The organism is Hohaiivirga grylli, from assembly GCF_039655745.1.
Classification (GTDB): Bacteria; Pseudomonadota; Alphaproteobacteria; order Rhizobiales; family Beijerinckiaceae; genus Hohaiivirga; species Hohaiivirga grylli.
This window is the reverse complement of sequence record NZ_JBBYXI010000003.1, coordinates 518,867-541,636: the sequence shown is the minus strand read 5'-3', so window position 1 is coordinate 541,636 and position 22,770 is coordinate 518,867. Positions and strand designations below refer to the sequence as shown.

Annotated in this window: 26 protein-coding genes and 1 tRNA gene; 15 read left to right on the top strand and 12 right to left on the bottom strand. The window is 47.8% G+C overall.

Features of this window, described 5'->3' with window-relative positions:
• Positions 1-109: 109 nt before the first annotated feature.
• Positions 110-185, bottom strand: a tRNA-Thr gene (locus WJT86_RS10705).
• Between the two features lie 443 nt (positions 186-628).
• Between WJT86_RS10705 and WJT86_RS10700 the strand changes: the two genes are divergently transcribed.
• The 7 genes from WJT86_RS10700 to WJT86_RS10670 all read left to right on the top strand — a co-directional run bounded on the left by WJT86_RS10700 (position 629) and on the right by WJT86_RS10670 (position 8,010).
• A complete protein-coding gene (locus WJT86_RS10700; RefSeq protein ID WP_346337550.1) occupies positions 629-2,083 on the top strand; it encodes an MBOAT family O-acyltransferase in 1,455 nt (484 codons plus the stop codon).
• A gap of 44 nt (positions 2,084-2,127) precedes the next feature.
• Positions 2,128-3,294, top strand: a complete 1,167-nt coding sequence (locus tag WJT86_RS10695; RefSeq protein WP_346337549.1) for an alginate O-acetyltransferase AlgX-related protein — start codon at positions 2,128-2,130, stop codon at positions 3,292-3,294.
• On the top strand, positions 3,291-4,442 hold the full coding sequence (locus WJT86_RS10690; RefSeq protein WP_346337548.1) for an alginate O-acetyltransferase AlgX-related protein: 1,152 nt from the start codon (positions 3,291-3,293) through the stop codon (positions 4,440-4,442). The genes WJT86_RS10695 and WJT86_RS10690 overlap by 4 nt, the downstream gene beginning before the upstream one ends.
• A 12-nt stretch (positions 4,443-4,454) precedes the next feature.
• Positions 4,455-5,597, top strand: coding sequence for an alginate O-acetyltransferase AlgX-related protein (locus WJT86_RS10685; protein WP_346337547.1), 1,143 nt, complete (start codon positions 4,455-4,457; stop codon positions 5,595-5,597).
• 13 nt (positions 5,598-5,610) lie between these two features.
• The gene (locus WJT86_RS10680) at positions 5,611-6,414 is read left to right on the top strand and encodes a TrmH family RNA methyltransferase (protein ID WP_346337546.1); all 804 of its coding nucleotides are present in this window, start codon (positions 5,611-5,613) and stop codon (positions 6,412-6,414) included.
• A 103-nt stretch (positions 6,415-6,517) separates the two neighbouring features.
• On the top strand, positions 6,518-7,291 hold the full coding sequence (locus WJT86_RS10675) for an NAD kinase (RefSeq protein ID WP_346337545.1): 774 nt from the start codon (positions 6,518-6,520) through the stop codon (positions 7,289-7,291).
• Positions 7,292-7,302: 11 nt separating this feature from the next.
• Positions 7,303-8,010, top strand: coding sequence for a hypothetical protein (locus WJT86_RS10670; protein ID WP_346337544.1), 708 nt, complete (start codon positions 7,303-7,305; stop codon positions 8,008-8,010).
• Here WJT86_RS10670 and WJT86_RS10665 read toward each other — a convergent pair.
• On the bottom strand, positions 8,007-8,621 hold the full coding sequence (locus WJT86_RS10665; protein WP_346337543.1) for a flavin reductase family protein: 615 nt from the start codon (positions 8,619-8,621) through the stop codon (positions 8,007-8,009). The two genes, WJT86_RS10670 and WJT86_RS10665, sit on opposite strands and share 4 nt — an antisense overlap.
• A gap of 2 nt (positions 8,622-8,623) precedes the next feature.
• Entirely contained in the window at positions 8,624-9,202 is a 579-nt protein-coding gene (locus WJT86_RS10660) for a nitroreductase family protein (RefSeq protein WP_346337542.1), read from the bottom strand.
• A 205-nt stretch (positions 9,203-9,407) separates the two neighbouring features.
• Here WJT86_RS10660 and WJT86_RS10655 point away from each other — a divergent pair, with 205 nt between their 5' ends.
• Positions 9,408-10,337, top strand: coding sequence for a hypothetical protein (locus WJT86_RS10655; protein WP_346337541.1), 930 nt, complete (start codon positions 9,408-9,410; stop codon positions 10,335-10,337).
• A gap of 28 nt (positions 10,338-10,365) precedes the next feature.
• Here the strand turns inward: WJT86_RS10655 and thrS are convergent, their stop codons facing one another.
• Positions 10,366-12,300, bottom strand: a complete 1,935-nt coding sequence (thrS, locus tag WJT86_RS10650) for a threonine--tRNA ligase (RefSeq protein ID WP_346337540.1) — start codon at positions 12,298-12,300, stop codon at positions 10,366-10,368.
• Between the two features lie 200 nt (positions 12,301-12,500).
• Positions 12,501-12,851 (bottom strand): membrane protein insertion efficiency factor YidD, encoded by a 351-nt coding sequence (gene yidD, locus WJT86_RS10645; protein ID WP_346337539.1) that lies wholly within the window; start codon positions 12,849-12,851, stop codon positions 12,501-12,503.
• 208 nt (positions 12,852-13,059) lie between these two features.
• Between yidD and WJT86_RS10640 the strand changes: the two genes are divergently transcribed.
• The 4 genes from WJT86_RS10640 (at position 13,060) to WJT86_RS10625 (ending at position 16,182) form a co-directional block, all read left to right on the top strand.
• Positions 13,060-13,812 (top strand): amino acid ABC transporter ATP-binding protein, encoded by a 753-nt coding sequence (locus WJT86_RS10640; protein WP_346337538.1) that lies wholly within the window; start codon positions 13,060-13,062, stop codon positions 13,810-13,812.
• A 68-nt stretch (positions 13,813-13,880) separates the two neighbouring features.
• Positions 13,881-14,681 (top strand): ABC transporter substrate-binding protein, encoded by an 801-nt coding sequence (locus WJT86_RS10635; RefSeq protein ID WP_346337537.1) that lies wholly within the window; start codon positions 13,881-13,883, stop codon positions 14,679-14,681.
• Between the two features lie 95 nt (positions 14,682-14,776).
• Positions 14,777-15,472 carry an amino acid ABC transporter permease gene (locus tag WJT86_RS10630; protein WP_346337536.1) on the top strand — a complete coding sequence of 232 codons (696 nt, stop codon included), beginning with the start codon at positions 14,777-14,779 and terminating at the stop codon, positions 15,470-15,472.
• A gap of 5 nt (positions 15,473-15,477) precedes the next feature.
• Positions 15,478-16,182: an amino acid ABC transporter permease gene (locus WJT86_RS10625; protein ID WP_346337535.1), complete on the top strand. Its 705-nt coding sequence runs from the start codon at positions 15,478-15,480 to the stop codon at positions 16,180-16,182.
• 43 nt (positions 16,183-16,225) lie between these two features.
• Here the strand turns inward: WJT86_RS10625 and WJT86_RS10620 are convergent, their stop codons facing one another.
• Entirely contained in the window at positions 16,226-16,648 is a 423-nt protein-coding gene (locus tag WJT86_RS10620; protein WP_346337577.1) for an iron-sulfur cluster assembly scaffold protein, read from the bottom strand.
• Between the two features lie 119 nt (positions 16,649-16,767).
• Here WJT86_RS10620 and folE point away from each other — a divergent pair, with 119 nt between their 5' ends.
• Together folE and hisI are read left to right on the top strand one after the other, a co-directional pair.
• Positions 16,768-17,388, top strand: coding sequence for a GTP cyclohydrolase I FolE (gene folE, locus WJT86_RS10615; protein ID WP_346337534.1), 621 nt, complete (start codon positions 16,768-16,770; stop codon positions 17,386-17,388).
• Positions 17,385-17,801, top strand: coding sequence for a phosphoribosyl-AMP cyclohydrolase (gene hisI / locus WJT86_RS10610; RefSeq protein WP_346337533.1), 417 nt, complete (start codon positions 17,385-17,387; stop codon positions 17,799-17,801). Before folE ends, hisI begins: the two co-directional genes overlap by 4 nt.
• 18 nt (positions 17,802-17,819) lie before the next feature.
• Here hisI and WJT86_RS10605 read toward each other — a convergent pair whose 3' ends face one another.
• Together WJT86_RS10605 and WJT86_RS10600 are read right to left on the bottom strand one after the other, a co-directional pair.
• Positions 17,820-18,275 (bottom strand): CBS domain-containing protein, encoded by a 456-nt coding sequence (locus WJT86_RS10605; RefSeq protein WP_346337532.1) that lies wholly within the window; start codon positions 18,273-18,275, stop codon positions 17,820-17,822.
• Between the two features lie 114 nt (positions 18,276-18,389).
• On the bottom strand, positions 18,390-19,199 hold the full coding sequence (locus WJT86_RS10600; RefSeq protein ID WP_346337531.1) for a rhomboid family intramembrane serine protease: 810 nt from the start codon (positions 19,197-19,199) through the stop codon (positions 18,390-18,392).
• A gap of 248 nt (positions 19,200-19,447) precedes the next feature.
• Between WJT86_RS10600 and WJT86_RS10595 the strand changes: the two genes are divergently transcribed.
• The gene (locus tag WJT86_RS10595) at positions 19,448-20,086 is read left to right on the top strand and encodes a transglutaminase-like cysteine peptidase (protein ID WP_407066948.1); all 639 of its coding nucleotides are present in this window, start codon (positions 19,448-19,450) and stop codon (positions 20,084-20,086) included.
• A gap of 53 nt (positions 20,087-20,139) precedes the next feature.
• On the opposite strand, the gene WJT86_RS10590 is transcribed toward WJT86_RS10595, so the two are convergent.
• From WJT86_RS10590 to WJT86_RS10575, 4 genes are all read right to left on the bottom strand, one after another.
• Entirely contained in the window at positions 20,140-20,670 is a 531-nt protein-coding gene (locus tag WJT86_RS10590; protein ID WP_346337530.1) for a gamma carbonic anhydrase family protein, read from the bottom strand.
• A 33-nt stretch (positions 20,671-20,703) separates the two neighbouring features.
• Complete coding sequence (locus WJT86_RS10585) at positions 20,704-20,916, bottom strand: DUF3126 family protein (RefSeq protein ID WP_346337529.1); 213 nt, start codon at positions 20,914-20,916, stop codon at positions 20,704-20,706.
• An 86-nt stretch (positions 20,917-21,002) separates the two neighbouring features.
• The gene (gene cysE, locus WJT86_RS10580) at positions 21,003-21,842 is read right to left on the bottom strand and encodes a serine O-acetyltransferase (protein ID WP_407066947.1); all 840 of its coding nucleotides are present in this window, start codon (positions 21,840-21,842) and stop codon (positions 21,003-21,005) included.
• 85 nt (positions 21,843-21,927) lie between these two features.
• Positions 21,928-22,692 (bottom strand): alpha/beta fold hydrolase, encoded by a 765-nt coding sequence (locus WJT86_RS10575; RefSeq protein ID WP_346337528.1) that lies wholly within the window; start codon positions 22,690-22,692, stop codon positions 21,928-21,930.
• Positions 22,693-22,770: the final 78 nt, after the last annotated feature.

Here is a 22,770-nt window from a genome sequence, read left to right as displayed (position 1 = left end):
ATTTTACCAAGTAAATTAGTCAAACCTACCAGCCTGAAAACCAAACTAGCATGCAGCACTCGTACGCTAACTTACGAGTGTATAAAATATTAAAGCTAAATGGGAGAAATGGTGCCGGTTGTGGGACTCGAACTCACGACCTACCGCTTACAAGGCGGTTGCTCTACCAACTGAGCTAAACCGGCATTTCACACATCTGATACATGAAATCGCGAAAAGCGATATGCATCTCGTGAGACGCGGATTTGAAAGATTGTGGCGCAGATGTCAAGAGCCATTTGCTGAAATCAATAAAATTTCTTCCGTAAAATGAAAATTCTTCCGTAAAAAGTTCAAACCTGCCCTGAGAAATGTGACATTTCCACACCGCAGCGCCTTTAGAGGCATTCTGAACTATAAAACATGTTGCATTGCCGGGCTGTGGTATGGGAAAGACCTGCAACCATTATATCGTGAGCTGTCTCTCCTTGTGAGTCTTTAGACACGTCAGCCACGACACCCTCGCCGGCTTGAGCCTCTCTGTTATGCATTGTTGCGACAGGGCTTCAGGTTTCTCGTGCAAGGACAGATGCAACAGTTACGGGTTTTAAAGAGATAAACGATGATCTTCAGTTCTCCAGCATTCATCATGCTATTTCTCCCAGTCTCCTTTTTTGTTTACTTTCTGCTGAACAAAAAAAGATTGGTGCTGGCTGGTAAGACCTGGCTCGTCATTGCCAGTCTTATTTTCTACAGTGCATGGAGCATTGCTTATCTGCCGCTTCTGCTAGGCTCGATTCTGTTTAACTTCTTTATTGGTAATCTGGCGTCATCACACGGGCCAAAAGTTCCGGGTAATTTTTCCCGCAAAACCGTTCTCATATTCGGCATTACCGTAAACCTACTGGTTCTTGGTTTCTTCAAATATGCCAACTTCTTTCTTGATAACGTCAATTTCTTTGCGGGCACATCATATCATTTAGCGAATATCATTCTGCCATTGGGTATTAGCTTTTATACCTTCACCCAGATCGCCTTTCTGGTTGATGCCTACCGGAATGAGGCCAAAGAATATAATTTGGTCAACTATGCCCTCTTCGTCACCTTCTTCCCACATCTGATTGCCGGTCCGATTCTGCATCACAAGGAAATGATGACGCAGTTTGAATCGCGTTGGACATGGGCTATCCGGTACCGCCATATCTTTATGGGACTTTTCATTTTCAGTATCGGTCTGTTCAAAAAAGTTATGATTGCCGATACCTTTGCTGTCTGGGCCAATGTGGGCTTTGAGCCAGGGACCATCCATTATTTCTTCAGCGCGTGGGCAACAAGTCTTTCTTACACCTTCCAGCTGTATTTTGACTTCAGCGGATACTGTGACATGGCGATTGGTGCCTCCCTGCTGTTCAATATCTGGCTGCCAGTCAACTTTAATTCACCTTATAAAGCCTACGATATTCAGGACTTCTGGCGTCGTTGGCACATGACTCTGAGCCGTTATCTGCTCAACTATATCTATATCCCGCTGGGCGGTAACCGGAACGGTAAGTTCCGCACGTATTTCAATCTTATGGCAACATTTGTTCTGGGTGGCTTATGGCATGGTGCCAGCTGGATGTTTGTGATCTGGGGTGCCATGCACGGTGCAGCCCTCGTCATTCATCGCGTATGGAAGAACAGCGGCATGAAAATGCCCAAGCCTCTGGCATGGTTTGTAACCTTCATGTTCGTCAATGTGGCCTGGGTATTCTTCCGCGCAGAAAACCTTGGCGATGCCAAGCGCATTCTATTGGGAATGATTGATTTCCAGTCAATCTTCAACACTCCGGTCAACTCTATTCCAATCCAGAATCTGGCATGGGGTGGACTGCTGTTTGATAAGCTGATGACGGTTATGCCAGTCGGTCTGGCAGGCTATCTTGCTTGCTACCTCATGATCATTGTCGGTTTCTTCGTCTGCTCTCAGAAGAACGCCATTCAAATGATGCATTCCAAGGGTAATGAATGGGGTAAGGTTGTCTGGATGACAATTCTGTTCTGCATTGGCCTTTATGCCTCTGCCGTCTCCACAAGCACCGTCTTCCTTTACTTCAATTTCTAATGAATGGAGCAAGCTGGCGTATCTGACCAAAGAGCTGAATTGTCATGAAAGCAAAAGTATATGTCTTTTTGGCATTGTCCTTCCTGATTACAGGATTGGTACCTGCCATAAATCTGACAAGCCGAGTCATCGAAGGCAACTTCCGCAAGATGGGATGGAAGAAATTCGCATCCCTCTATATGGCGGATGATGTCATGCCGTGGCTTGGCAAGAAAGCTTATGCTTACGGCCTCTCGGTCACACCAAGCTTTGTCTATATCGGTAAGGAAAAATGGCTCTATCTGGCTGACCCGAATATTCCGATGGATCCGACAACCGTTAAACGAAACGGGCTGTCAGCCGTTAATGTTGCAAATTTCAGCCGCGCCTTTATTGCACTGACGACTTGGGATGAATGGTTCAAGCAGCATGGTGTCAAAGAATTCAAACTTATGGTGGGGCCAGACAAGGAATCTATTTATCCGGAATATCAGCCTGATTGGGCTGCCCCCGCTCAGAGACAGCTTTCTGATATCATCCCGCAAATCATGACACCTGCAAAATATGTCGATCTTTATCCCGCTCTCCGGGCTGCAAAACAGGCATATGCGAAGGCTAATGATCCTCAGCTTGTCTATTATAGAACAGATACCCATTGGAATGAACTTGGCGCATGGACAGCCTATGAAGCTCTTGGTGCCAACCTGAAAAAGACACAGCCTGATCTCGTCTGGCTGAAACCGGAACTGGGTGAAGTTGAGAAGGTTCTGGAAAAAGAAGGTGGTGACGTCAGCACCATCATTTACGTCGACAAAATCATTAAAGACAAAGAGGTTCTGCTCAGGTTCCATTCTGATTTCAAGGCGGAGAGCCAATATCTGAATTATCTGACAGGTGAGCCTCATCCGGAGAACAGCCCAAATATCAAGTATCCGCCACGGACACCAACTCTTATCAAGACAGCGAATGCGCTTAATCATAAGAAAGTACTCTGGCTGCATGATTCATTTGGGATTCTCATGCAGGCCTATATGGAAGCAACTTTCTCGGAGGTTCTTCATATCCATCCGCAGTTTGCCAACTCCGGGATGATTACGGCACTCGTCAAAGATTTCAAACCGGATTACGTGCTGATAACGACCGTCGAGAGACAGCTTCTCACGAAAGAATTCTTCCGGATGCCACCTCCAGAGGAGATGGCTGACAAGAAAACAGGGCAAGGCCAAGAATGAAAAAGAAAGTTTATGCCTTTCTCATCGCAGCTTTGGTAATCACCTGCATCACACCGGGGATTAATCTGGCAGAACGTATCCAGCAGAGGAACTTCAAAAACCTCGGCTGGAAGAAGCTTTCTACGCTTTATACTATTGACTGGGTTATGCCATATCTTGGCCGTGCCACCTTTGGCTTTGGCATTTCCATCAATCCAACAAAAGCCTTTTTGGGTAAGGATGGATGGATTTATTTGGGTGACTCGGATTACACCGGCAACCCACAGATCGCCAAGCGTCAGGGAGCCAACCCGGAACGCGTTTACAATATGGCCCGGGTTATCATCTGGATGAACACCTGGAAGCAGTGGCTCTCAGAGAATGGTGTCGATGAGTTTAGGTTTATGATCGGCCCCGATAAGGAATCCATCTATCCGGAACATCTGCCGGACTGGATGCAACAGGCACCTGTTCAGGTATCAGATCTGATACCGCATGTCCTGCCTTCCAACCTCTACATTGACCTTTATGCGCCCTTACGCCGGGAAAAAGCAGAACTTGCCAAACGAAATCCACCTCTGACAGTCTATTATGCAACTGACACCCATTGGAACTTTATGGGCGCATGGACAGCAATGAGCGAGCTTGGCAAAAGCCTGCAGGCAAGCCGGCCTGATCTAAAATGGTTCTCGCCGGATATGGGCGATATTGTTGAGGTTAAGCAAAAGGGTGCTGGCGATATGACCCAGTTCCTTCATATCAATGACCGTATGCATGAGCAGGAAATTGTTCTGCGGTTCATGAAACAGGAACTGCCGCATAGTGATTATTTTGATTATGCAACAAATGAGCAGCTACCACCCAATCATATCAACATAACGGACTTTCCGCGTGCTCTTACCTTAATTAAAACACCTGATGCCATGAATAAGAAGAAGCTTCTCTGGCTTCATGATTCTTTTGGTATCTGGATGTACCCGCTGATGCGTTCGACATTCTCGGAAATCCTTCACATCCATCCGCAGTTTATTGACGATTACAAGCTGGAAGAGTTGGTCAAGACCTATAAGCCTGACTATGTGATTGTCACAAATGTTGAGCGACTGGTTCTAACAAAAGAGTTCTATGGTGTTCCTCCGGCTTATGAACCGGCTGACAGCAAGAATTAAGGCTGCAATATTATGAAAGCCAAAGTCTTCAGTTTCCTTATTGTTTCTCTTCTGATTACCTGTATCGTGCCCGCCTTCAACCTTGCGGAGCGCGTCAGAGAAGGCAACTATAAAAAGCTCGGCTGGAAGAAGATCAGCACACTCTATACTGTTGACGAAGTGCTCCCTTATTTCGGTATCAAAGCCTATTCGCATGGCCTCTCGATCAACTCAGGGAGCGCCTTTATTGGCAAGGATAATTGGCTTTTTCTGGGCGATAATTTTGGTGACCCGAGCTTTCTTGCAGAATCCATTACAGCCAAACGCGAAGGCTTAAGCCCGGAACGCGTTGTAAAAATGAGCAAAGTCATTATCTGGATGAACACTTGGGGGGAATGGTTTCGAAAGAACGGCGCGCGTGATTTCCGATTCATGATTGGGCCGGACAAGGAAGTCATCTATCCGGAATACCTGCCAGACTGGGCAGATCTTGCCCCTGCTCAGTTCTCAGATATCCTCCCGGCTATTTTGCCAAAAGATCTTTTCATTGATCTCTATAAGCCCCTGAAAGAGACGAAGGCGAAATACGCAAAGGCAGAAAAGCCTTTATCCATTTATTATCGTACAGATACACACTGGAATTCAATCGGTGCATGGACAGCCTTTAGTGAGCTCGCCAAAAGTCTTGGTACAACACAACCTGATATTAAATGGCCTATCCGTGAGGGCTTAGGAGATGTTGCTAAGACAGAGCCAAGGCTGGGCGGTGATCTGAGCCGTTTTCTGCACATTGAAACCCAGATACGGGATACCGAAGTAACTTTGAATTTTGATTCAGAGTTCAAACCGGACACGCGATATTACAATTACCTGACCGGAGAAGAGTCGATTGATAACTCAATCTATGTCAAGCTTTCACTTCGCTTCCCTCTCCTGACCAAAACAAGCAATTCGCTTAACCAGAAGAAGGTTTTGTGGCTGCATGATTCTTTCGGTATCTGGATGTATCCCTTCATGGAGGCTACGTTCTCAGAAATTCTGCACGTACACCCCAAGAACTCAAATCCGCAAGCCATTATGGAAATGGCAAAATCTTTCAAACCGGACTATGTTATTGTGACGAATGTGGAGCGTCTGCTCCTTGCCAAGGAATTCTTTGGAATACCACCACAATAACAGATACGTTGACATGATCACGACAATTTCAGACCCTGATGACCCGCGTATTGAAGGCTATCATGCTGTCCGTGAGCGTGATCTCGTCGGGCGTCATGGGCGCTTTATTGCTGAAGGTGAAGTGGTACTCAGCGTCTTATTGCAGTCAGATTATGAAGTTGAAAGCTTTCTTCTTTCTGAAAAACAGATCGCTCTTGCACAACATATCAGGGCCACAAAGCATAATAAGACACCCATCTATATCGCGGCCCAGAGTGTCATGGACCGTATTGTCGGATTTCATATTCATCGCGGCATTCTGGCGATCGGCAAGCGCCCATCTACCAAATCAATTGATGAATTGTTGACTGGCTTACCAAATAACGCGGTCGTTCTCGGATTGCTGGGCCTGTGTAATCATGACAATATCGGCGGAATATTCAGAAATGCAGCTGCCTTTGGTGTCGATGCCATAGTCATGGACGAAGCATGTTGCGATCCTTTGTATCGTAAAGCATTACGGGTCTCTGTCGGCGGCGTTCTCAAGGTTCCCTTTTCAGTTGTGACAAATGCCGATGACTTAGCCAGTGCCCTTAAACGGCATAATTTTCGGATGCTGGCACTCAGCCCAAGCGGAAAAACAGAGCTTGAAACACTGACAACAGAGGGAAGAACTGCTCTTTTTCTCGGCTCAGAAGGCCCCGGTTTACCGGAGACGTTTATGGCAAATGTTGAAACCGTCAGCATCAAAATGCAAAATGCTTTTGACTCCCTGAATGTCGCAACAACAAGCGGTATTGCGCTTTATCAGATCACCAAATCACTACCCTCGGTTTGATACTCCAAATTCACCGCTACTTATAATAAAACAGACATGCTATAGGTCTGGGGCCGGTTTGATTTCTTTCAGCAGAAATAGGGTCTTCTGCGGCAAGGTTATTATGACAAAAAGATATGAGAAAATAGCTTTCGTTGCGAGTGCTGCTCCTCAGGCACAAGAAGCCTTTCAGGAAATGAAACGACTCTATCCATCTGTTGACCCGGATGATGCGGATGTGATCGTTGCCATTGGTGGCGACGGTGAAATGCTGCGCGCACTTCACCAGTTCATGGGAACATCAAAGCCTATATTTGGCATCAATCGTGGTTCTGTTGGCTTTCTGATGAATGAATACCGGACAGATAACCTGATTGAGCGTATTGAGATGGCCGATCGCAGCATTACCCACCCGTTGCTGATGGTCGCGTGGGACATTCATGGGCAGTCACATACAGCACGTGCCATCAATGAAGTCTCGATGCTGCGGCAGACCTATCAGGCTGCCAAACTCTCAATCTCTATTGATGGAAAAGAACGCCTGCCAGAACTGATTGCTGATGGTTTGCTGGTTGCAACTCCTATCGGCTCCTCTGCCTATAATCTTTCAGTTGATGGCCCGATACTACCCTTGAACTCGCCATTGCTGGCCCTCACCCCAATCTCTGCATTCCGCCCCCGCCGCTGGCGTGGTGCCCTTCTGCCAGATCGTGTCAGTATTGTAATTAACATTACAGACCCTGAATCGCGTCTTGTCAGTGCAGTTGCGGATCACACTGAAATTAACGGCGTTTCTTCAGTTGAAATCTCAATGGATGACACCATTGATCTTGTCATGCTCCATGACCCTAATCATAGCCTTGATGAGCGTATTGTTGCTGAACAGTTTGGTAGCTAAGGGAACAGATAATGGAAAACCTCCATTCTTTTCTGATCGTCCCCTTTGGAAATGTTGCAGCACTTGATGAGGCTTATCGTGCTCAGCCAGATGCAATTATTCTGGAGTTCCGCGATAACTTTGGCGGCCCAGACTTTACGTCAGCCCTTACAAAAGGCCGCCCCTCCATAATTATCTTTGTACGTCTTTCATCCGTACGCTCTCACTGTTTCAGGCAAGAGCTTGATATCATCATGCCTGTAGAACCAGAGGGCATCCTGCTCTCAGAGACGAATGGGGTGGACGATATCGCTTTATGTTCAGCCAGACTGTCTGTCGCAGAGGCAGAAAACAACCTGAGAGAGGGACAAATCCGTATTATTGCTTCTATCGAAAGCAATATCGGTATTCTTGCATCGCAAAAATTCTATCAGACTATGGGCGCTCCATCTTTCCAACGCTTAGCTGCATTAGCCTGGAACGAGCAATCTCTCCGCAATGAGAACGCTGTCAGGCCAGATCAACCACTATCGACAGCTCTCAGACATCATTATCAAAATATTGTTTTTACTGCAGCCCGTTCAATAAACTTACCTGCAATAGATACGGCTTCACCCAACCGAGAAATCGTATCTTTTACAGATGAAAGCAGATATGCCGCCCGAATGGGCTATTCAGCTAAGATAGCCTTATTCCCGGAACAGGTTCAGGTCATAAATGAAGCTTTTGACAAAGCTTAATCAGAAATTGTTGGCCTTGTCATTGAAAAGCGCCCGGCCTCCAGTGCCGTAAAATAATCATGATAACCAGCTCGCAAAATTGGCTGCATAGCTGCGGTATCAACAAGACCATCCTTGATAAAACGCTCATCAATATAAACGCCAACAACCTGGCCAACCACCATATGATTACCGGTCGCATTACCATTGATATCTGCCAGACTGATGGTCTGTAGCCATCTGCACTCAAGTGCCGCTGGCGTCTCGGCAAGCCTAGGAGCCTTGATCAGGGTTGACGGAACATGCTTCAAACCCGCCTTCTCCATCTCATTCACACCACGTGGAAATGGTGCCGATGAGATATTCATTTGCTCTCTCAAGGGATAGGTTGCGATATTACAGACGAACTCTTTGGTCTCTTCAATAAAAGACAGTGCATCCTTCCGCCCTGTCGATGAAAACATAACCATCGGTGGCGTATCACAAACTGCATTGAAGAAAGAGTATGGTGAGAGATTAATCTCGCCTTTGCCATTAATCGCGGATATCCAGCCAATTGGCCGCGGAGCGACAAGGGCCTTAAAGGGATCATGTGGTAAGCCATGGTCTTTTAAGTCGGTCTGGTAAAACATCCTTACTCTCCGTAGTAGCTAATAATGTCAGCCATATCTGGCCTTGCACGATCACTTCGCTCCGCAAGAGCAACTGCGGGCGTTCCGATATGAATAAAGCCCGCCAGTTTTTCTATCGGCTTGAGCCCAAGTTCATTCAGGATACGCCGATCAAAGGCCCCCCAACCTGTGAGCCAGTTACCTGAAAAGCCCGCAGCTTCGCAGACCAGTAAAAGGTTCATTGCCACAGCCCCGACTGTTAGCTGCTGCTCCCATGAGGGAATTTTGGGATGAGGCATTGTGCGTGCAACCAGCGCCACAATCACAGGTGCCTTCATAAACCGCTGCTGTTCCGTCTCAAGCATCTCACTATCTGCGGCCGGATGAGACTGTTTGAAAGCAGTTGCCATAACATTTCCAAGAGTCTCACGGGCCTGCCCTTCAATAACAACAAAACGCCATGGCACCAGCTTGCCATGATCCGGAACGCGGGATGCCAATGTGAGAATCTCAACAAGCTGCTGTTTATCCGGGCCCGGTGCATTGAGCTGCTTTGTTGAAAGCGAGCGGCGTTGTTTTATCAAATTAAGTGTATCGTTCATTCCGTTTCCTACCTGTAACCGGACCATGTATTGTTCTTTAAAGTATCTACTCTGGTGCAATAAAGAGCTAACTTAAATTTGCCGCTGTCATCCAGCACACCTTTCTGTTAAAGACAAATCAGAATTAAGCCTTTGTTTTCAGACAATCATGTCATTAAAGCAGACAAAGGCATTCCTTCCGAAAAAGGCTTAGCTGGTAGTAAACATGTTGCAGAACACTTTCATAGGCCGATTATCTCCAGCAGTATTTGCAATCCTGTTTCCTCTGATCGGAAATGCTCAGCAGGCCACTGAAGCTTTACAGCCTCCTGCAACATCAGAGCAGCCAACCAGTTCCACTTCTGAGGAACAGCAGAAATTTCCGGTTGTTGCTTTAGCAACCCTTGGTGATTCCGAAAGCCATATTACATCTGGTCTTGTCTGGCGCGTTTATCAAAGCGTTGACGAGAATGTGTCTCCTGCTCTGGTCACCAAATCTCAGGAAGCCTCACCAATCATTTACCTGCCAAGTGGCGAGTATATTCTTCAGGCAACCTATGGCTATGCCAGCACATCTAAAAAGATCAATGTTGAAGATCGGGCCCTGACAGAAACACTTATCGTGAATGCAGGCGCTCTGAAGCTTAGCGGGACGGTTGGAGATACGCCTATCCCCTCTCCTCTCATCTCTTTCTCTGTTTATGTTTCCATTGGTACAGACACAGAAGGCAAGCTTATCTTGTCTAACGCCAAACCCGGAGATACCATCAGATTACCGGCTGGCACCTATCATATCGTTTCTACCTATGGCGATGCCAACGCTATCCAGCGTGCAGACCTAAAAGTAGAAACAGGCAAAGTTACAGAAGCGGTTCTTAACCATCGTGCTGCGGTTGTTACTTTGAAGCTTGTCGCAACAGAAGGTAGTGAGGCTTTTGCGGATACGGCTTTCAGCGTACTCACCCCCGGTGGTGACGTTGTGCGTGAAGCCATCGGCGCTTTCCCGCAAGTGACACTGGCAGAAGGTGATTATGTGCTGATTGCGCGCCATGACAACAAAGTCTACAGCCGAGAATTTAAAGTAGAAGCAGGTTTGAATCGTGACATTGAAGTCATTGAAACCAAAGACCGCGCAGGTGATTCAACCCCGAATTAAAAAGGGGCCCGCAGGCCCCTTAATTTTATCACTTTGTATCCGGAGGCGTCGCCTCTTTCACGAGAGAGCTCAGAGCCTCATCCAAAGTCATATTCGTCTGGTTCTGGCTGCCAAGGCGGCGAACAGAAACAGCTTTTTCAGTTGCTTCCTTCTTACCAACCACAAGCAGTACTGGAATCTTAGCCAGTGAATGCTCACGAACCTTATAGTTGATCTTCTCATTACGCAGATCAACCTCGGCACGCAGCCCGGCCTTGCGGCACTGTTCTGCCACTTCCAGCGCATAATCATCTGCTTCGGACGTAATCGTGCAGATTGTAATCTGTTGTGGGGCAAGCCACAGCGGGAAGTGTCCTGCAAAATGCTCAATCAGAATACCGGTAAAGCGTTCCATTGAACCACAGATTGCGCGGTGTACCATAACAGGTGTCTTCTTCTGGCCATCATGGTCAACATAGAAGGCACCAAAACGTTCTGGCAGGTTGAAGTCAATCTGCGTTGTACCACACTGCCAGTCACGGCCGATGGCATCACGCAGAACATATTCAAACTTCGGCCCATAGAATGCACCCTCACCCGGATTGATATCCGTCTTGATGCGTCCACCGGACTGCTCTTCAATCTGCTTGAGAACACGAGTCATAACTTCTTCAGCATGATCCCACATCGCATCAGTGCCAACACGCTTTTCAGGGCGCGTTGAGAGCTTGACGACAATCTGATCAAAACCAAAGTCAGCATAGGTTGAGAGAATGAGATCATTGATCTTCAGGCACTCTTCCGCCATCTGGTCTTCGGTACAGAAGATGTGAGCATCATCCTGCGTGAAGCCACGGACACGCATCAGGCCATGCAATGCACCTGATGGCTCGTAACGGGACACGGAACCGAACTCTGCCAAACGCATCGGCAAGTCACGATAAGATTTCAAGCCGTGCTTGAATATCTGAATATGACCCGGGCAGTTCATCGGTTTAATTACGAAAACACGCTCATCTTCGGTTTCCGTTACGAACATATTCTCACGGTACCATTCCCAGTGACCGGATGTTTCCCAGAGGGCCTTATCCAGAATCTGGGGAGCGTTCACCTCGTTATAGTCACCTTCCAGACGGCGACGCATATAAGAGATGAGAGACTGGAACAGGGCCCAGCCTTTGGCATGCCAGAAAACAACACCCGGTCCCTCTTCCTGAAAATGGAACAGATCCATTTCACGACCAAGGCGGCGGTGATCACGCTTTTCGGCTTCTTCCAGCTGATGCAGGTAAGCATCCAGCTCAGCCTGCGCTGCCCAGGCTGTACCGTAAATACGGGTCAGCATCGGGTTATTGGAATCGCCGCGCCAGTAAGCACCGGCAACCTTCATTAACTTAAAGGCACTGCCAATCTTGCCTGTTGAGGTCATATGTGGGCCCCGGCAAAGATCGAACCAGTCACCCTGATGGTAAATCTTCAGGTCTTCACCTTCCGGAATGGCGTCTACCAGCTCAACTTTATAGAGCTCGCCCTTATCACGGAAAACCTGCTTTGCCTTTTCGCGGCTCCAGAGTTCTTTTGTAAAAGGACGGTCTGCCGCAATGATTTCACGCATTTTAGCTTCGATCGCCTTGAAATCTTCAGGCGTAAAAGGCTCGTCACGTGCAAAATCGTAATAGAAACCGTTCTCAATAACCGGACCAATGGTCACCTGCGTTCCCGGGAACAGCGTCTGAACAGCTTCCGCCAGAACATGCGCACAATCGTGGCGGATCAGTTCCAGTGCTCTTGGGTCATCACGGGTTACAAATTCGATACGCGCATCAGCTGTAATGGCATCTGTCAGGTCACAGACAACACCGTCAAGCGCCATGGCAACAGTCTTCTTTGCAAGTGACTTGGCAATACCCTCAACGATATCCTTACCAGATACGCCGGATTCATACTGACGCTGGGCGCCATCGGGAAATGTTATGGTAATCATTTAATACATAACTCCTGGCTCACTCCTGCAAACACAGCAGGTAAGCGGACACGGATGATTGTTCGTGAAATAAGGTTGTTAGCGTATCCGTTTCGATAACAACCAGCATGCGGGAGAATAGACGTCTGTCACCGCAACGACAAATCACATATACCACCATGTACTGACAGACAATGCCTCAAGCCTGTTGCCCAGATGAATTATTGCTCTTTATTGGGCCTGGTCTCATCCGTTCCAAGGTCTTCACATGTCATGGGAGGCGGTGCATTCACACCACGCCAGCGCCCATAACGCCAGGGCAAGAACCATCTGGCCTGTTGAGGCAGCTGATCCGGCACCAGATCAATACCATGTGTTCCACCCGGCCCACACCGGCAAATTCTTGCAAAACCGATCCATCCACCACGCCACAGGCCATATTTCTGAATAGCTTCATCCGTATAGCTTGAGCAGGATGGCCAATGACGACAATGGCGACCAATCAGGCCCGACAACGTCAGCTGGTATGCCCGAATGGCATAATGTGCAGCCTGACGTATTACCGAACCCATCAAAACACCTCTTTTATCAACATAGTTGTATGAAATTGCTAGAAATCGCAAATAACTCTTGAACAACGGCCACTTGTCGTCTTTTGTGAGTGGCCTTCAAGGTTACCATCAAATATAGTCGTTCGTTCAATTAATCCATCAGTATGTTTGTTTTGATTGTACAAGAAGCAAACATCAACAATCGTTAGTTTAAAAACCAGTCGTAAAAATGTCCGCAGTCGACCCCATCGTTATTGTCGATAATATCTCAAAAACATTCCACGCGGGCGGCCGAAGCCACCGCGCACTGGATGGTATATCGACAACTATCAACCGTGGCGAGGTTCTGGTGGTCATTGGTCCGTCTGGTTCTGGCAAAAGCACTTTCTTGCGGACACTCAATGCCTTAGAGACAATTGACTCAGGCAGTATCATCATTGACGGTGTCTCGCTAACAGCCAAGAAAACCAATGTGGACCAGTTGCGAACGGAAGTTGGCATGGTTTTCCAGCACTTCAATCTTTTCCAGCATAAAAGCGTACTGGACAATATCATTCTGCCACAGAAAGTCGTGCGCCGCAGAAGTGAGGCTGAAGCCACCAAGGTTGCACAAGATCTCTTGGAAAAAGTTGGCATTCCACAGTTGGCGGATCGTTATCCGAGCCAGCTGTCCGGTGGCCAGCAACAACGTGTAGCGATTGCCCGTTCTCTGGCTATGAACCCAAAGATCATGTTGTTTGATGAAGCAACTTCTGCCCTTGATCCTGAAACTGTTGAGGGTGTTCTGGAGCTAATGGGGCAACTTGCTGCCGAGGGTATGACAATGGCCGTCGTTACCCATGAAATGCAATTTGCCAGAAAAGTGGGAGACCGCATCCTGTTTATGGACAATGGCAAGGTTGTTGAAGAACGAAAACCGAATGATTTCTTTGACAACCCGCAGTCTGACAGGGCAAAGCTGTTTCTCGAACAAATTTTATAAACCAAACAGGCAATCTCACTAGAGGTTTCTAATCTACAAGCAACTATCTGTTATTGAGGCAACATATTATGGCATCACTACTGAGAAAGCTCTCTCTCGCTCTTGCTATCGCTCTGAGCTGGATCGGCTTTGCCCTCCCGGGGCATGCAGACGAAATGGATGATATCCTGAAGCGTGGCGAACTGCGTATTGCCGTTCAGACACAGGGACCACCAGTCAGCTTCATTGATCGGAACGGCAAGCGTACAGGCCTTGCGATTGAACTGGCTGAAATGATGGCCAAAGACCTCGGTGTTAAGCTTGTCATTCAGGATTATGACTGGAAAGCCCTGATCCCGGCCCTCCTCGCTGGTAAGGTCGATATGATTGCGGCTGATATGGCCCCAACACCTCAGCGCGCAGCCCAGCTTCTGTTTTCCCGTCCAATGTTCTATCAGGAAACAGCAGCGTTCGCCTTGAAGGATTCTCCTCTCAAGACATGGCAGGAGGCAAATGCTGAAGGTAAGCTGGTTGGCGCAACACAGGCCAGTTCTTATGCAGCAGCAGCCAAGCGTTATATGCCAAAAGCAACTCTGAAAGAATTCTCCGGTGGTACAGTTGACGTTGCTCAGGCTGTATCAACAGGTCGTATTGATGCTGGCGTTTCGGACGTTGCGAACATCCGCACCTTCATTAAAGAATATGGCAACCTTAAAATCCTTGAAAATGCCATGGCTCGCGAGCCACTGGCATTTGCTGTAAATCCAAGCCATAACCATCTGAAATTCTGGCTCGACAACTATATTGAAGTTGTTTCAGCTGACAAGCGTCTGGATGAACTGCTTGACTACTGGTGGAACTCGGATGCTTGGGAAAAAGATCACAAGTAATCCTGTTTAAGTGGGTGGGGCTTTCTTAAATCTCCACCCCTTTTAAAAATCTGCACAAAAATACGACGAATGAAAAGCAGGCTCTGGCTAATCTGATGGAATGGCTCCTCGACTATTATAACTACAGAATTGTTGGGCAATACCTTGACCAGCTGGCGTATGGTTTCGGCCAGACGCTGTTTGCTGCAGGGTTGTCTCTTATTCTGTCCATTACGATTGGTCTGGTTCTGGCACTGATGCGCCTGTCAAAGCATGGCATTTTCTGGCGCCCGGTCTCTGCCTATATTGAATTCATCCGTGCAACACCGCTTCTTGTCCAGATTTACATAATCTATTACGGCCTTCCCTCTCTCTTCCCATCAACAGCACGCTGGAATGAGCTTTGGCCGGGTATTATTGCCCTGTCGCTCCATACCGCTGCTTATATGGCTGAGATTATCAGAGCCGGAATTGTATCCGTTCCCAAGGGACAGATTGAAGGCGCCAAGTCGGTTGGCATGACTTATACGCAAAGACTGCGCTACATCATTCTGCCGCAGGCTTTTGCCAATGTTCTGCCGCCTTTGCTAGGACAGACAGCCGTTCTCGTCAAAGATACCTCTCTTCTCTCAATCATCACAGTCTTTGAGATTATGAGTGCCGGTCTGCTGATCAACAGTGAGCGCGTAAAGCCGAATGAGAGCTTCCTGACAATAGCTGCCTGTTATCTGGTTATCTATGTAGCCCTGCTCGGGCTTTCCCATCTGATCAAAACCTATCTTGCCGGGCCGGCATGGAACGCGAAGAGGTAAGCATTATGGAAACCATTCTCCTTACCCTTAATGAATATTGGACCCTGTTTATCAGGATCATGCCATTCCTGTTCCAAGGCTTTATTGAGACCTTTAAGGTTTCTCTGGTCGCCATTCTCGCAGGCTCAACCCTTGGTTTTGCGATCGGCATCCTGCGCACTGAACGGATACCTGTACTGAACCCACTGCTGGCGCTCTATATCCACGTTCTTCGTGGCACACCGTTCCTGGTTCAGCTCTATATTTTCTATTATGTCATGCCCAACCTGAACATTTCATGGTTGCAGTGGGATGCTACAACAGCAGCGTTTGTTGCGCTTTCCATCTACACGTCAAGTTATGTCTCTGAAATTGTTTCCAGTGCCATTCAGACTGTCCCTGAGGGGCAATGGAATGCAGCAACTGCATTGGGGCTGACACATACGCAGACTTTACGTCTGATTATCCTGCCACAGGCCATGCGCCTTATGGTGCCATCCATGAGTGGCGTTTACGTCATGATCATCAAGAGTACTGCCATTCTCTCTGTCGTCGCGATCACAGAGCTGACACGTCAGGGGCAGTCCATGATTCAGCTGAATGCCCGCTACACCCTGTTTATCTGGCTTGTCGTTGCAGGTTTCTATTTTATCTATTGCTATCCCGTACTGCGCTTTGCCCGCTGGGCAGAAAAGAAGCTGGGTATCAGCAAGCCCATTGAACTGAACTAAAAAACTCCGGCCTCGTGCCGGAGTTCTGATTTTAATCAACACCTCAGGACAGTTTATCCAGTGCTTCAACAACAGCATCAAATGTCAGCAGTACAGAAGCATGACGGGCTGGAAATGCACGGATAGGTGTCAAAACCTCAAAGTCCTGCAACTCACCAGTGGGTGCAGGCCCATCATCCTTCAGCATTTGATGCATGGTTGTACGTAAGATCCTGAGATCATCACAATGCATACCTACGATATGGCGTGCCATAAGTGATGAGCTGGCTTGCCCTAATGCACAGGCCTTAACTTCATGGGCAAAATCGGCAACCACGCCATCTTTTACGATAAGATCAACTGTAACTGTTGAACCACAAATTTTCGATGATGCCTTTGCCGTTGCGTCAGGAGATGCCAAACGCCCTAAACGTGGGATATCCGCTGCCAGTTCAAGAATACGTTTATTGTAAATGTCATCCAGCATAGCAGCCGTTACGCCCACATATATCCAATAAGCATGCATATACTCCCTGTCTATTGCGAGATAAAGTGCTAAAGACCTGTACGTACCAGTGTATAGATATGATTAAACGGAGAAATCAAATGGAAGAGCGGCAGAAAGCGATCAGCGTTATCGCGCCAGCCGTTAAGCGACCAACGCGTGAGGAAGCCGAGGCTGCCGTCGAAGTGCTCATCAGGTGGGCGGGCGATAACCCGGAGCGTGAAGGCCTGCGCGAAACCCCGCAGCGGGTTGCCAGAGCATATCTGGATATATTCTCCGGTAATTTTAAAAGCCCCGCTGATGATCTGGATGCAACCTTCCCCAAGGAGGCCGATTATGGCGAGATTGTTTTAATCTCAGATATCCAGTTTTATTCCCATTGTGAGCACCATCTGGTTCCTTTCTTTGGAAAGGCGCACGTGGGTTATATTCCATCGGAGAAAATCCTCGGTCTCTCCCGCATCGCGAAGCTGGTACGTACATTTGCCCATCGCCTTCAAACCCAGGAGAGGCTGACGGCAGAGATTGCTGAAGAGCTCCAAAAGGGAATGAATGCAAAAGGTGTTGCGGTCATTATGGAGGCTGAACATCTGTGTATGTCCATGCGCGGTATCCGCCAACCGGGGACACAAACGCTGACGGCACATTTTACCGGCGTCTTTAAAGATGAGCCTATCCGGCAATCCCAATTCATTTCTCTCATCAGGCAGAACGAAAAATGACAGCCCCTAATGCTTTTCCGGTTCTTTCTTCCAAATCAGAACTTGAAGAAGGCACTGTTTTTGCCCCTCGCTTTGATACCAATGGCCTGATTACCTGCGTAACCATTGATGCACATACAAACCAGCTTTTAATGGTTGCGTATATGAATGCCGAAGCACTGCGCAAGACCCTCGACACAGGCACTGTCTGGTATTGGTCACGCTCACGGCAGGAGCTTTGGCATAAGGGCGCGACAAGTGGCCAGATACAGACATTGGTTGAAATGCGCACAGACTGCGATCAGGACGCCCTAGAACTACGCGTAACTGTTGGAGGCGACGGCGGCTGTTGCCATACGGGCCGCCTCTCCTGCTTCTACCGCTCTGTCCAGCTCTCAGACGGAACTCTGAAACTGGTACAGAACAGTAAATAAGTTATCAGCTGCGTTACCTTATGAGGGTGAGACATGTTTCTCACCAGCTGTCGTGATGTAATCAATCATCTCATCGTGCTCAGCCTCAATCTGGGCCATGCGGTATTTGACGATATCACCTTGTGAGATAAGACCTATAAGCCTCTCGTTTTCGATGACTGGCATATGTCTGAATTTTTTATTCGTCATTAGCTCAAGAATATCAATAAGCGTGGCCTCACCTGTACAGACAATGACATCCTTCGTCATATTAGCAGCAACCGTCTCCGATAAGGCATGACTACCACGCGCTGCTATCGCCTTCACAATATCACGTTCAGATAAAATCCCCAGGATTGGGTCACTCTCATCACTAACAACCAAAGCACCAATATGGTGCAAGCCTAGAGCAGCTGCGGCATCAGTCAGCGTCAGTTGCGGCCGGATTGTAATAACCCGAGACCCTTTATTACGCAGGATTTGTTCCACATTCATTGCACGTTCCTCCCGCCCCCAAATCATTTTCAATAATTAGTGGCTCTTTAGGAACTGTAGCGCCCTTCAGTAGAGAAAAGGGCATAGATATAGAACAGCACAAAAATGAAACGATTAACTCTCAGCTTTTCGTATATGATCATCAAGAAGGGGAAAAAACAAAAACCCGCCAATAAAACCACCAACGTGCGCCTGCCACGCAATCGTTGAATGTTCACCAACAAGCTCCCCGGCAAACTGCGCGAAGAAATAGTTCCCAACCAGCCAGAATCCGGTAAAGGCTAAAGCTGTTCGGTGATGGACAAGCTCTGATAAGTTAAGCCGTCTATTGTATGAAACACTTTCACTGACATATCCGCTGTCATTACGATCAAAAACATACCATGCAGCCGCCCCAAACATACCAGAGACGACACCAGAAGCCCCAATCGTTGGAATAACGCTATAGGGTTGCGACAGGTAATGAAATAACGCGCCAGTCAAGGCTGTCAGAATGCAAAAGATAATAAACCAAACGGTTCCCCACCGCCGTGCCAGCGGAGCCCCAAATGCCGCAAACCAAATTGCATTAAAACCCAAGTGAAGCCAGGAGCCATGTAGGAATGTATGCGTCAGAAGGGTTTCTAATCTGACACTTCCCTCACCCATGATCTGCTGCACGAGGGAAAGCTGCAAATACGTATCAGCATCCCCACTTTCCTGAATGGCAGCAACAACCGCCTGCAAGCCATCCGTCAGGTAAGCAATGCTCAGCCGCGCCGGAACAAGAGCATACTCAAACTGAAATAATCCATCTTCTGCAGGTGTAAGGAACCAGCCCCGCCATAGATGAATGGCAATAAACGAGAATATCAGTGCCGTCACAATCCATGGAAGGTTAATAATCGGCTGGTGCGTTTTCTGCATATCAGGTGATTGTGTCATGCTTTTTTCAGATGAGTGAATTGTGTGAAAGACTATATCTTATTACCTCCACGGCACAAATCATCTCTCAAAAATAAATAAAATCCCATTTTAATCAATGCATTAGAAAATTCCAAAGAACTCCGAACAGAGCGTTAATTCACACCCGTTGCGCCGTTAACCTTTTTTTAACTTCCGACTTGAGCACGGAACCATGAACTGGCAATGTCCGTTAACGATTTGTTAATTCTTTGTTCAGGAAGCCGCCGATGACCAACCTGGTCACATACACTTTGAAGACAGCTGCACTTGGTGCCGTATTTGCCATGATGGCAATGCTCAGCGCCAATGCACAGGTTATGGCCTCTCTGCCATCACCAACAGAGTCTATCGAAGTCAATGGGCGTAAGGCAAAGCCGGTTTCAGCATGGGTTGATTTTTGCAATCGTCATGCAGAAGAATGTGCAGTAGATACGAATGAAGCCGCAGTCATCACAATGACACCAAATATCTGGAAGCAGCTTGTTCAGGTAAACCGCAAGGTAAACCGTGATGTTAAGCCTGTCACAGATATGGATCATTGGGGTGTTGCTGATAAGTGGGACCTCCCAACTGATAACAAGGGTGACTGCGAAGACTACCAGCTCCTGAAGCGTAAGCTTCTTGCAGAACAGGGCCTTCCACGTCGTGCCATGCGTATGACTGTTGTTCTTGACGAAGAAGGTGAAGGTCACGCTGTTCTTATGGTTCGCACCACACAGGGCGACTATATCCTCGATAATAAGACATCAGCTATCCTGCCGTGGGGCGAAACAAATTACGTCTACGTCAAGCAGGAAGGCAATATTGATCAGCAGTGGGTTTCTCTGGGTGGTGTTACCTCCCCAACCACAACTGCTAAGAACTGAATTCAGTAAAGAGATTTAACGCGAACTTGGGGCCGCTTTTAAGCGGCCTTTCTTTATGGCTGCGCCTTAAGCTGTGCTTTGAAGCGCTTTGAATTTGCCACATAGCGTTGTGCGGCTTTTGCCAGCTTGGCGACTTCGTCTTCTGTCAAAGCACGAATGGCCCGTGCTGGAGCGCCAACAATCAGTGAATTATCCGGGAAGGTCTTACCCTCAGTGACAAGAGCATTCGCTCCAACCAGGCAATTTTTCCCGATAACGGCTTGATTTAAGATAACCGCGCCCATCCCGATCAGGGTGTTATCACCAATCTGACATCCATGCAGAATAGCGCGATGACCAATCGTGCAGCCCTTACCAACCTGGAAAGGAATGCCAACATCAGTATGGATAACCACACCATCCTGAATGTTGCTGCCCTCACCGATATCAATGAGCTCATTGTCACCACGTAAAATGGCACCGAACCATATGCTGGTATCCGGTGCCAAACGTACTTTGCCCATTACCTGCGCATCAGGTGCAATCCAGAATTCACCATTATCTGGCAAAATCGGTGTATCTTCTCCAAGCGCATAAATCGGCATGATAAGTCCCTCTGATAATCAGGGGTATCTCACTTAGTCGTCCAGATCTGTGTCCAGAATCGCCATTGTGAAATTGTAGGAACGGTCACCATCCTCATCATCAAGGAACAGGACACCGATAAACTCATCACCGATATAAACTTCGGCTGAATCATCTTTCTTCGGACGGGCACGTACACTCAGACTGCTGTTAGCAAATGTCTGGCGCAGGTAACGTTCTACTTTGGCAAGTTCTGCTTTATCCACCTTAAAACCTCTTAAAATATATGAACATACGGAATGGCATGCGGACAGGGGCTAATCAACCCTCTCCATGACTCATTGGCAACTTTTCAAAGGCTACTTGACTCAAGACTGGCAAGAAGCTGGTCCATACTCAATGCAGGCTCTGCACAACCGGCTACACCGATAACGCGCGCAGGCACCCCAGCAACTGTTGTGTTGTTAGGCACGGCTGTCAGAACAACAGAACCCGCTGCAATACGGGCACATTTTCCAACCGTGATATTTCCAAGAACCTTGGCACCCGCACCAATCAGAACACCGCTGCCAATTTTAGGATGTCGATCCCCCTTCTCCTTACCTGTTCCGCCCAGCGTAACATTTTGAAGAATGGAGACATTATCACCGATAACCGCAGTTGCACCAACAACAACCCCGGTCGCATGGTCAAGAAATATGCCGCGGCCAATACTGGCTGCCGGGTTAATATCCGTCTGAAACACCTGTGATGAGAGGCTTTGAAGATAAAGGGCAAAATCAATCCTGCCCTTACCCCAGAGCCAGTGGGCCAGACGATGCGTCTGGATTGCATGGAACCCCTTGAAGTAAAGAACAGGCTCAATAAAACGGTTACAGGCCGGATCACGCTCAACCACAGCTGTAATATCTGCCCGAATATCCAGACTGATTGAGGGCTGATCTTCAACCATCATCATATAGGTATGAACAATCATATCGGCCGGCATGGGCCCATGCCCAATACGATTGGCAATACGATGGGCAATTGCTGCTTCAAGCGTTTCATGGTTGAGAATGGACGACATGATAAAACCGGCAAGAGCAGGTTCATCATGGACAACCAGTTCGGCTTCTTGGCGAACCCGATCCCATACAGGATCAACGGTATCGCTTTTGACTTGGCGATGTATGCCTGAACTTTTCATAGCCATTCTACCCATTTTTTCGGCCACTTGAATCTTTACTTTAAGCTCTTCAGCTTCTCATCACAACAGATTCAAATAATTCAACTTTTACTCACCCGAATTGTGCCAGAAAATCTAAAACACCTTGTTTATGAACCCTGTCACCAACCGCCAGATTATGATCTCTGCCGGGAATATCCAATGCTTCCGCATTAGGGAATAAATCAGCCAGTTCATGAGGCGAACCAGCAACATCATCTTTTGTTCCAACAGAGATCAGCACTGGCGTTTTTATTTGCGCAACCTCATCGGGTGTCATTGTCTGACGAGAGCCACGAATACACGCAGCAAGGGCACGAAGATCGCTCTTTGTCCGTTCCGCAAATGAACGGAACATACGCTGCATTGGGTCTATCAGAACATCCACTGATGGCACTTCCATCGCCTCAGCAATACTAAGTGGCAAACCAACACCGTTGATGAGATGATTTCCCAGCCCGCCCAATAACGCAGTTCTGGCCCGGTGCGGATATTGAAGAGCGAAATAGGCTGTAATCCGAGCCCCCATCGAATAACCCATGATATGAGCATCTTCGATATCAAGATAATCCAGCAGGCGAACAGCGTCAGCGGCCATCAGCTGCGAGGCATAATCTGCGGGATCATAAAGCTTTTCACTCTGACCATGACCACGATTATCAAGCGCGATAACCCGATAACCCGCTTTATTCAGAGTACTGACCCAGCCGGTATCAACCCAGTTCACCGCATGATTGGATGCGAAACCATGGATCAGCAGAATCGGCTCCCCCCTTCCTTGTTCAGAAGGACTGTCCATAAAAGCAATTGAGACGCCGTTAGAAGAAAAAGACTGCATGGTAATCCCGAAATTACGTTCTGAATTAAAGTCCTGCCACAATAAAAATAATGTGCGGCATCGACCCTATTGTTATTT

Coding starts and splice junctions, on each gene's coding strand:
- WJT86_RS10640 (WP_346337538.1), top strand. CDS start 13,060: ATGTCCGCAGTCGACCCCATCGTTATTGTCGATAATATCTCAAAAACA.
- WJT86_RS10630 (WP_346337536.1), top strand. CDS start 14,777: ATGGAATGGCTCCTCGACTATTATAACTACAGAATTGTTGGGCAATAC.
- WJT86_RS10625 (WP_346337535.1), top strand. CDS start 15,478: ATGGAAACCATTCTCCTTACCCTTAATGAATATTGGACCCTGTTTATC.
- WJT86_RS10655 (WP_346337541.1), top strand. CDS start 9,408: ATGTTGCAGAACACTTTCATAGGCCGATTATCTCCAGCAGTATTTGCA.
- WJT86_RS10660 (WP_346337542.1), bottom strand. CDS start 9,202: ATGAACGATACACTTAATTTGATAAAACAACGCCGCTCGCTTTCAACA.
- hisI (WP_346337533.1), top strand. CDS start 17,385: ATGACAGCCCCTAATGCTTTTCCGGTTCTTTCTTCCAAATCAGAACTT.
- WJT86_RS10575 (WP_346337528.1), bottom strand. CDS start 22,692: ATGCAGTCTTTTTCTTCTAACGGCGTCTCAATTGCTTTTATGGACAGT.
- WJT86_RS10600 (WP_346337531.1), bottom strand. CDS start 19,199: ATGACACAATCACCTGATATGCAGAAAACGCACCAGCCGATTATTAAC.
- WJT86_RS10665 (WP_346337543.1), bottom strand. CDS start 8,621: ATGTTTTACCAGACCGACTTAAAAGACCATGGCTTACCACATGATCCC.
- WJT86_RS10675 (WP_346337545.1), top strand. CDS start 6,518: ATGACAAAAAGATATGAGAAAATAGCTTTCGTTGCGAGTGCTGCTCCT.
- WJT86_RS10635 (WP_346337537.1), top strand. CDS start 13,881: ATGGCATCACTACTGAGAAAGCTCTCTCTCGCTCTTGCTATCGCTCTG.
- WJT86_RS10670 (WP_346337544.1), top strand. CDS start 7,303: ATGGAAAACCTCCATTCTTTTCTGATCGTCCCCTTTGGAAATGTTGCA.
- WJT86_RS10690 (WP_346337548.1), top strand. CDS start 3,291: ATGAAAAAGAAAGTTTATGCCTTTCTCATCGCAGCTTTGGTAATCACC.
- WJT86_RS10685 (WP_346337547.1), top strand. CDS start 4,455: ATGAAAGCCAAAGTCTTCAGTTTCCTTATTGTTTCTCTTCTGATTACC.
- WJT86_RS10680 (WP_346337546.1), top strand. CDS start 5,611: ATGATCACGACAATTTCAGACCCTGATGACCCGCGTATTGAAGGCTAT.
- WJT86_RS10620 (WP_346337577.1), bottom strand. CDS start 16,648: ATGCTGGATGACATTTACAATAAACGTATTCTTGAACTGGCAGCGGAT.
- yidD (WP_346337539.1), bottom strand. CDS start 12,851: ATGGGTTCGGTAATACGTCAGGCTGCACATTATGCCATTCGGGCATAC.
- WJT86_RS10605 (WP_346337532.1), bottom strand. CDS start 18,275: ATGAATGTGGAACAAATCCTGCGTAATAAAGGGTCTCGGGTTATTACA.
- thrS (WP_346337540.1), bottom strand. CDS start 12,300: ATGATTACCATAACATTTCCCGATGGCGCCCAGCGTCAGTATGAATCC.
- WJT86_RS10700 (WP_346337550.1), top strand. CDS start 629: ATGCTATTTCTCCCAGTCTCCTTTTTTGTTTACTTTCTGCTGAACAAA.
- folE (WP_346337534.1), top strand. CDS start 16,768: ATGGAAGAGCGGCAGAAAGCGATCAGCGTTATCGCGCCAGCCGTTAAG.
- WJT86_RS10595 (WP_407066948.1), top strand. CDS start 19,448: ATGACCAACCTGGTCACATACACTTTGAAGACAGCTGCACTTGGTGCC.
- cysE (WP_407066947.1), bottom strand. CDS start 21,842: ATGGCTATGAAAAGTTCAGGCATACATCGCCAAGTCAAAAGCGATACC.
- WJT86_RS10695 (WP_346337549.1), top strand. CDS start 2,128: ATGAAAGCAAAAGTATATGTCTTTTTGGCATTGTCCTTCCTGATTACA.
- WJT86_RS10590 (WP_346337530.1), bottom strand. CDS start 20,670: ATGCCGATTTATGCGCTTGGAGAAGATACACCGATTTTGCCAGATAAT.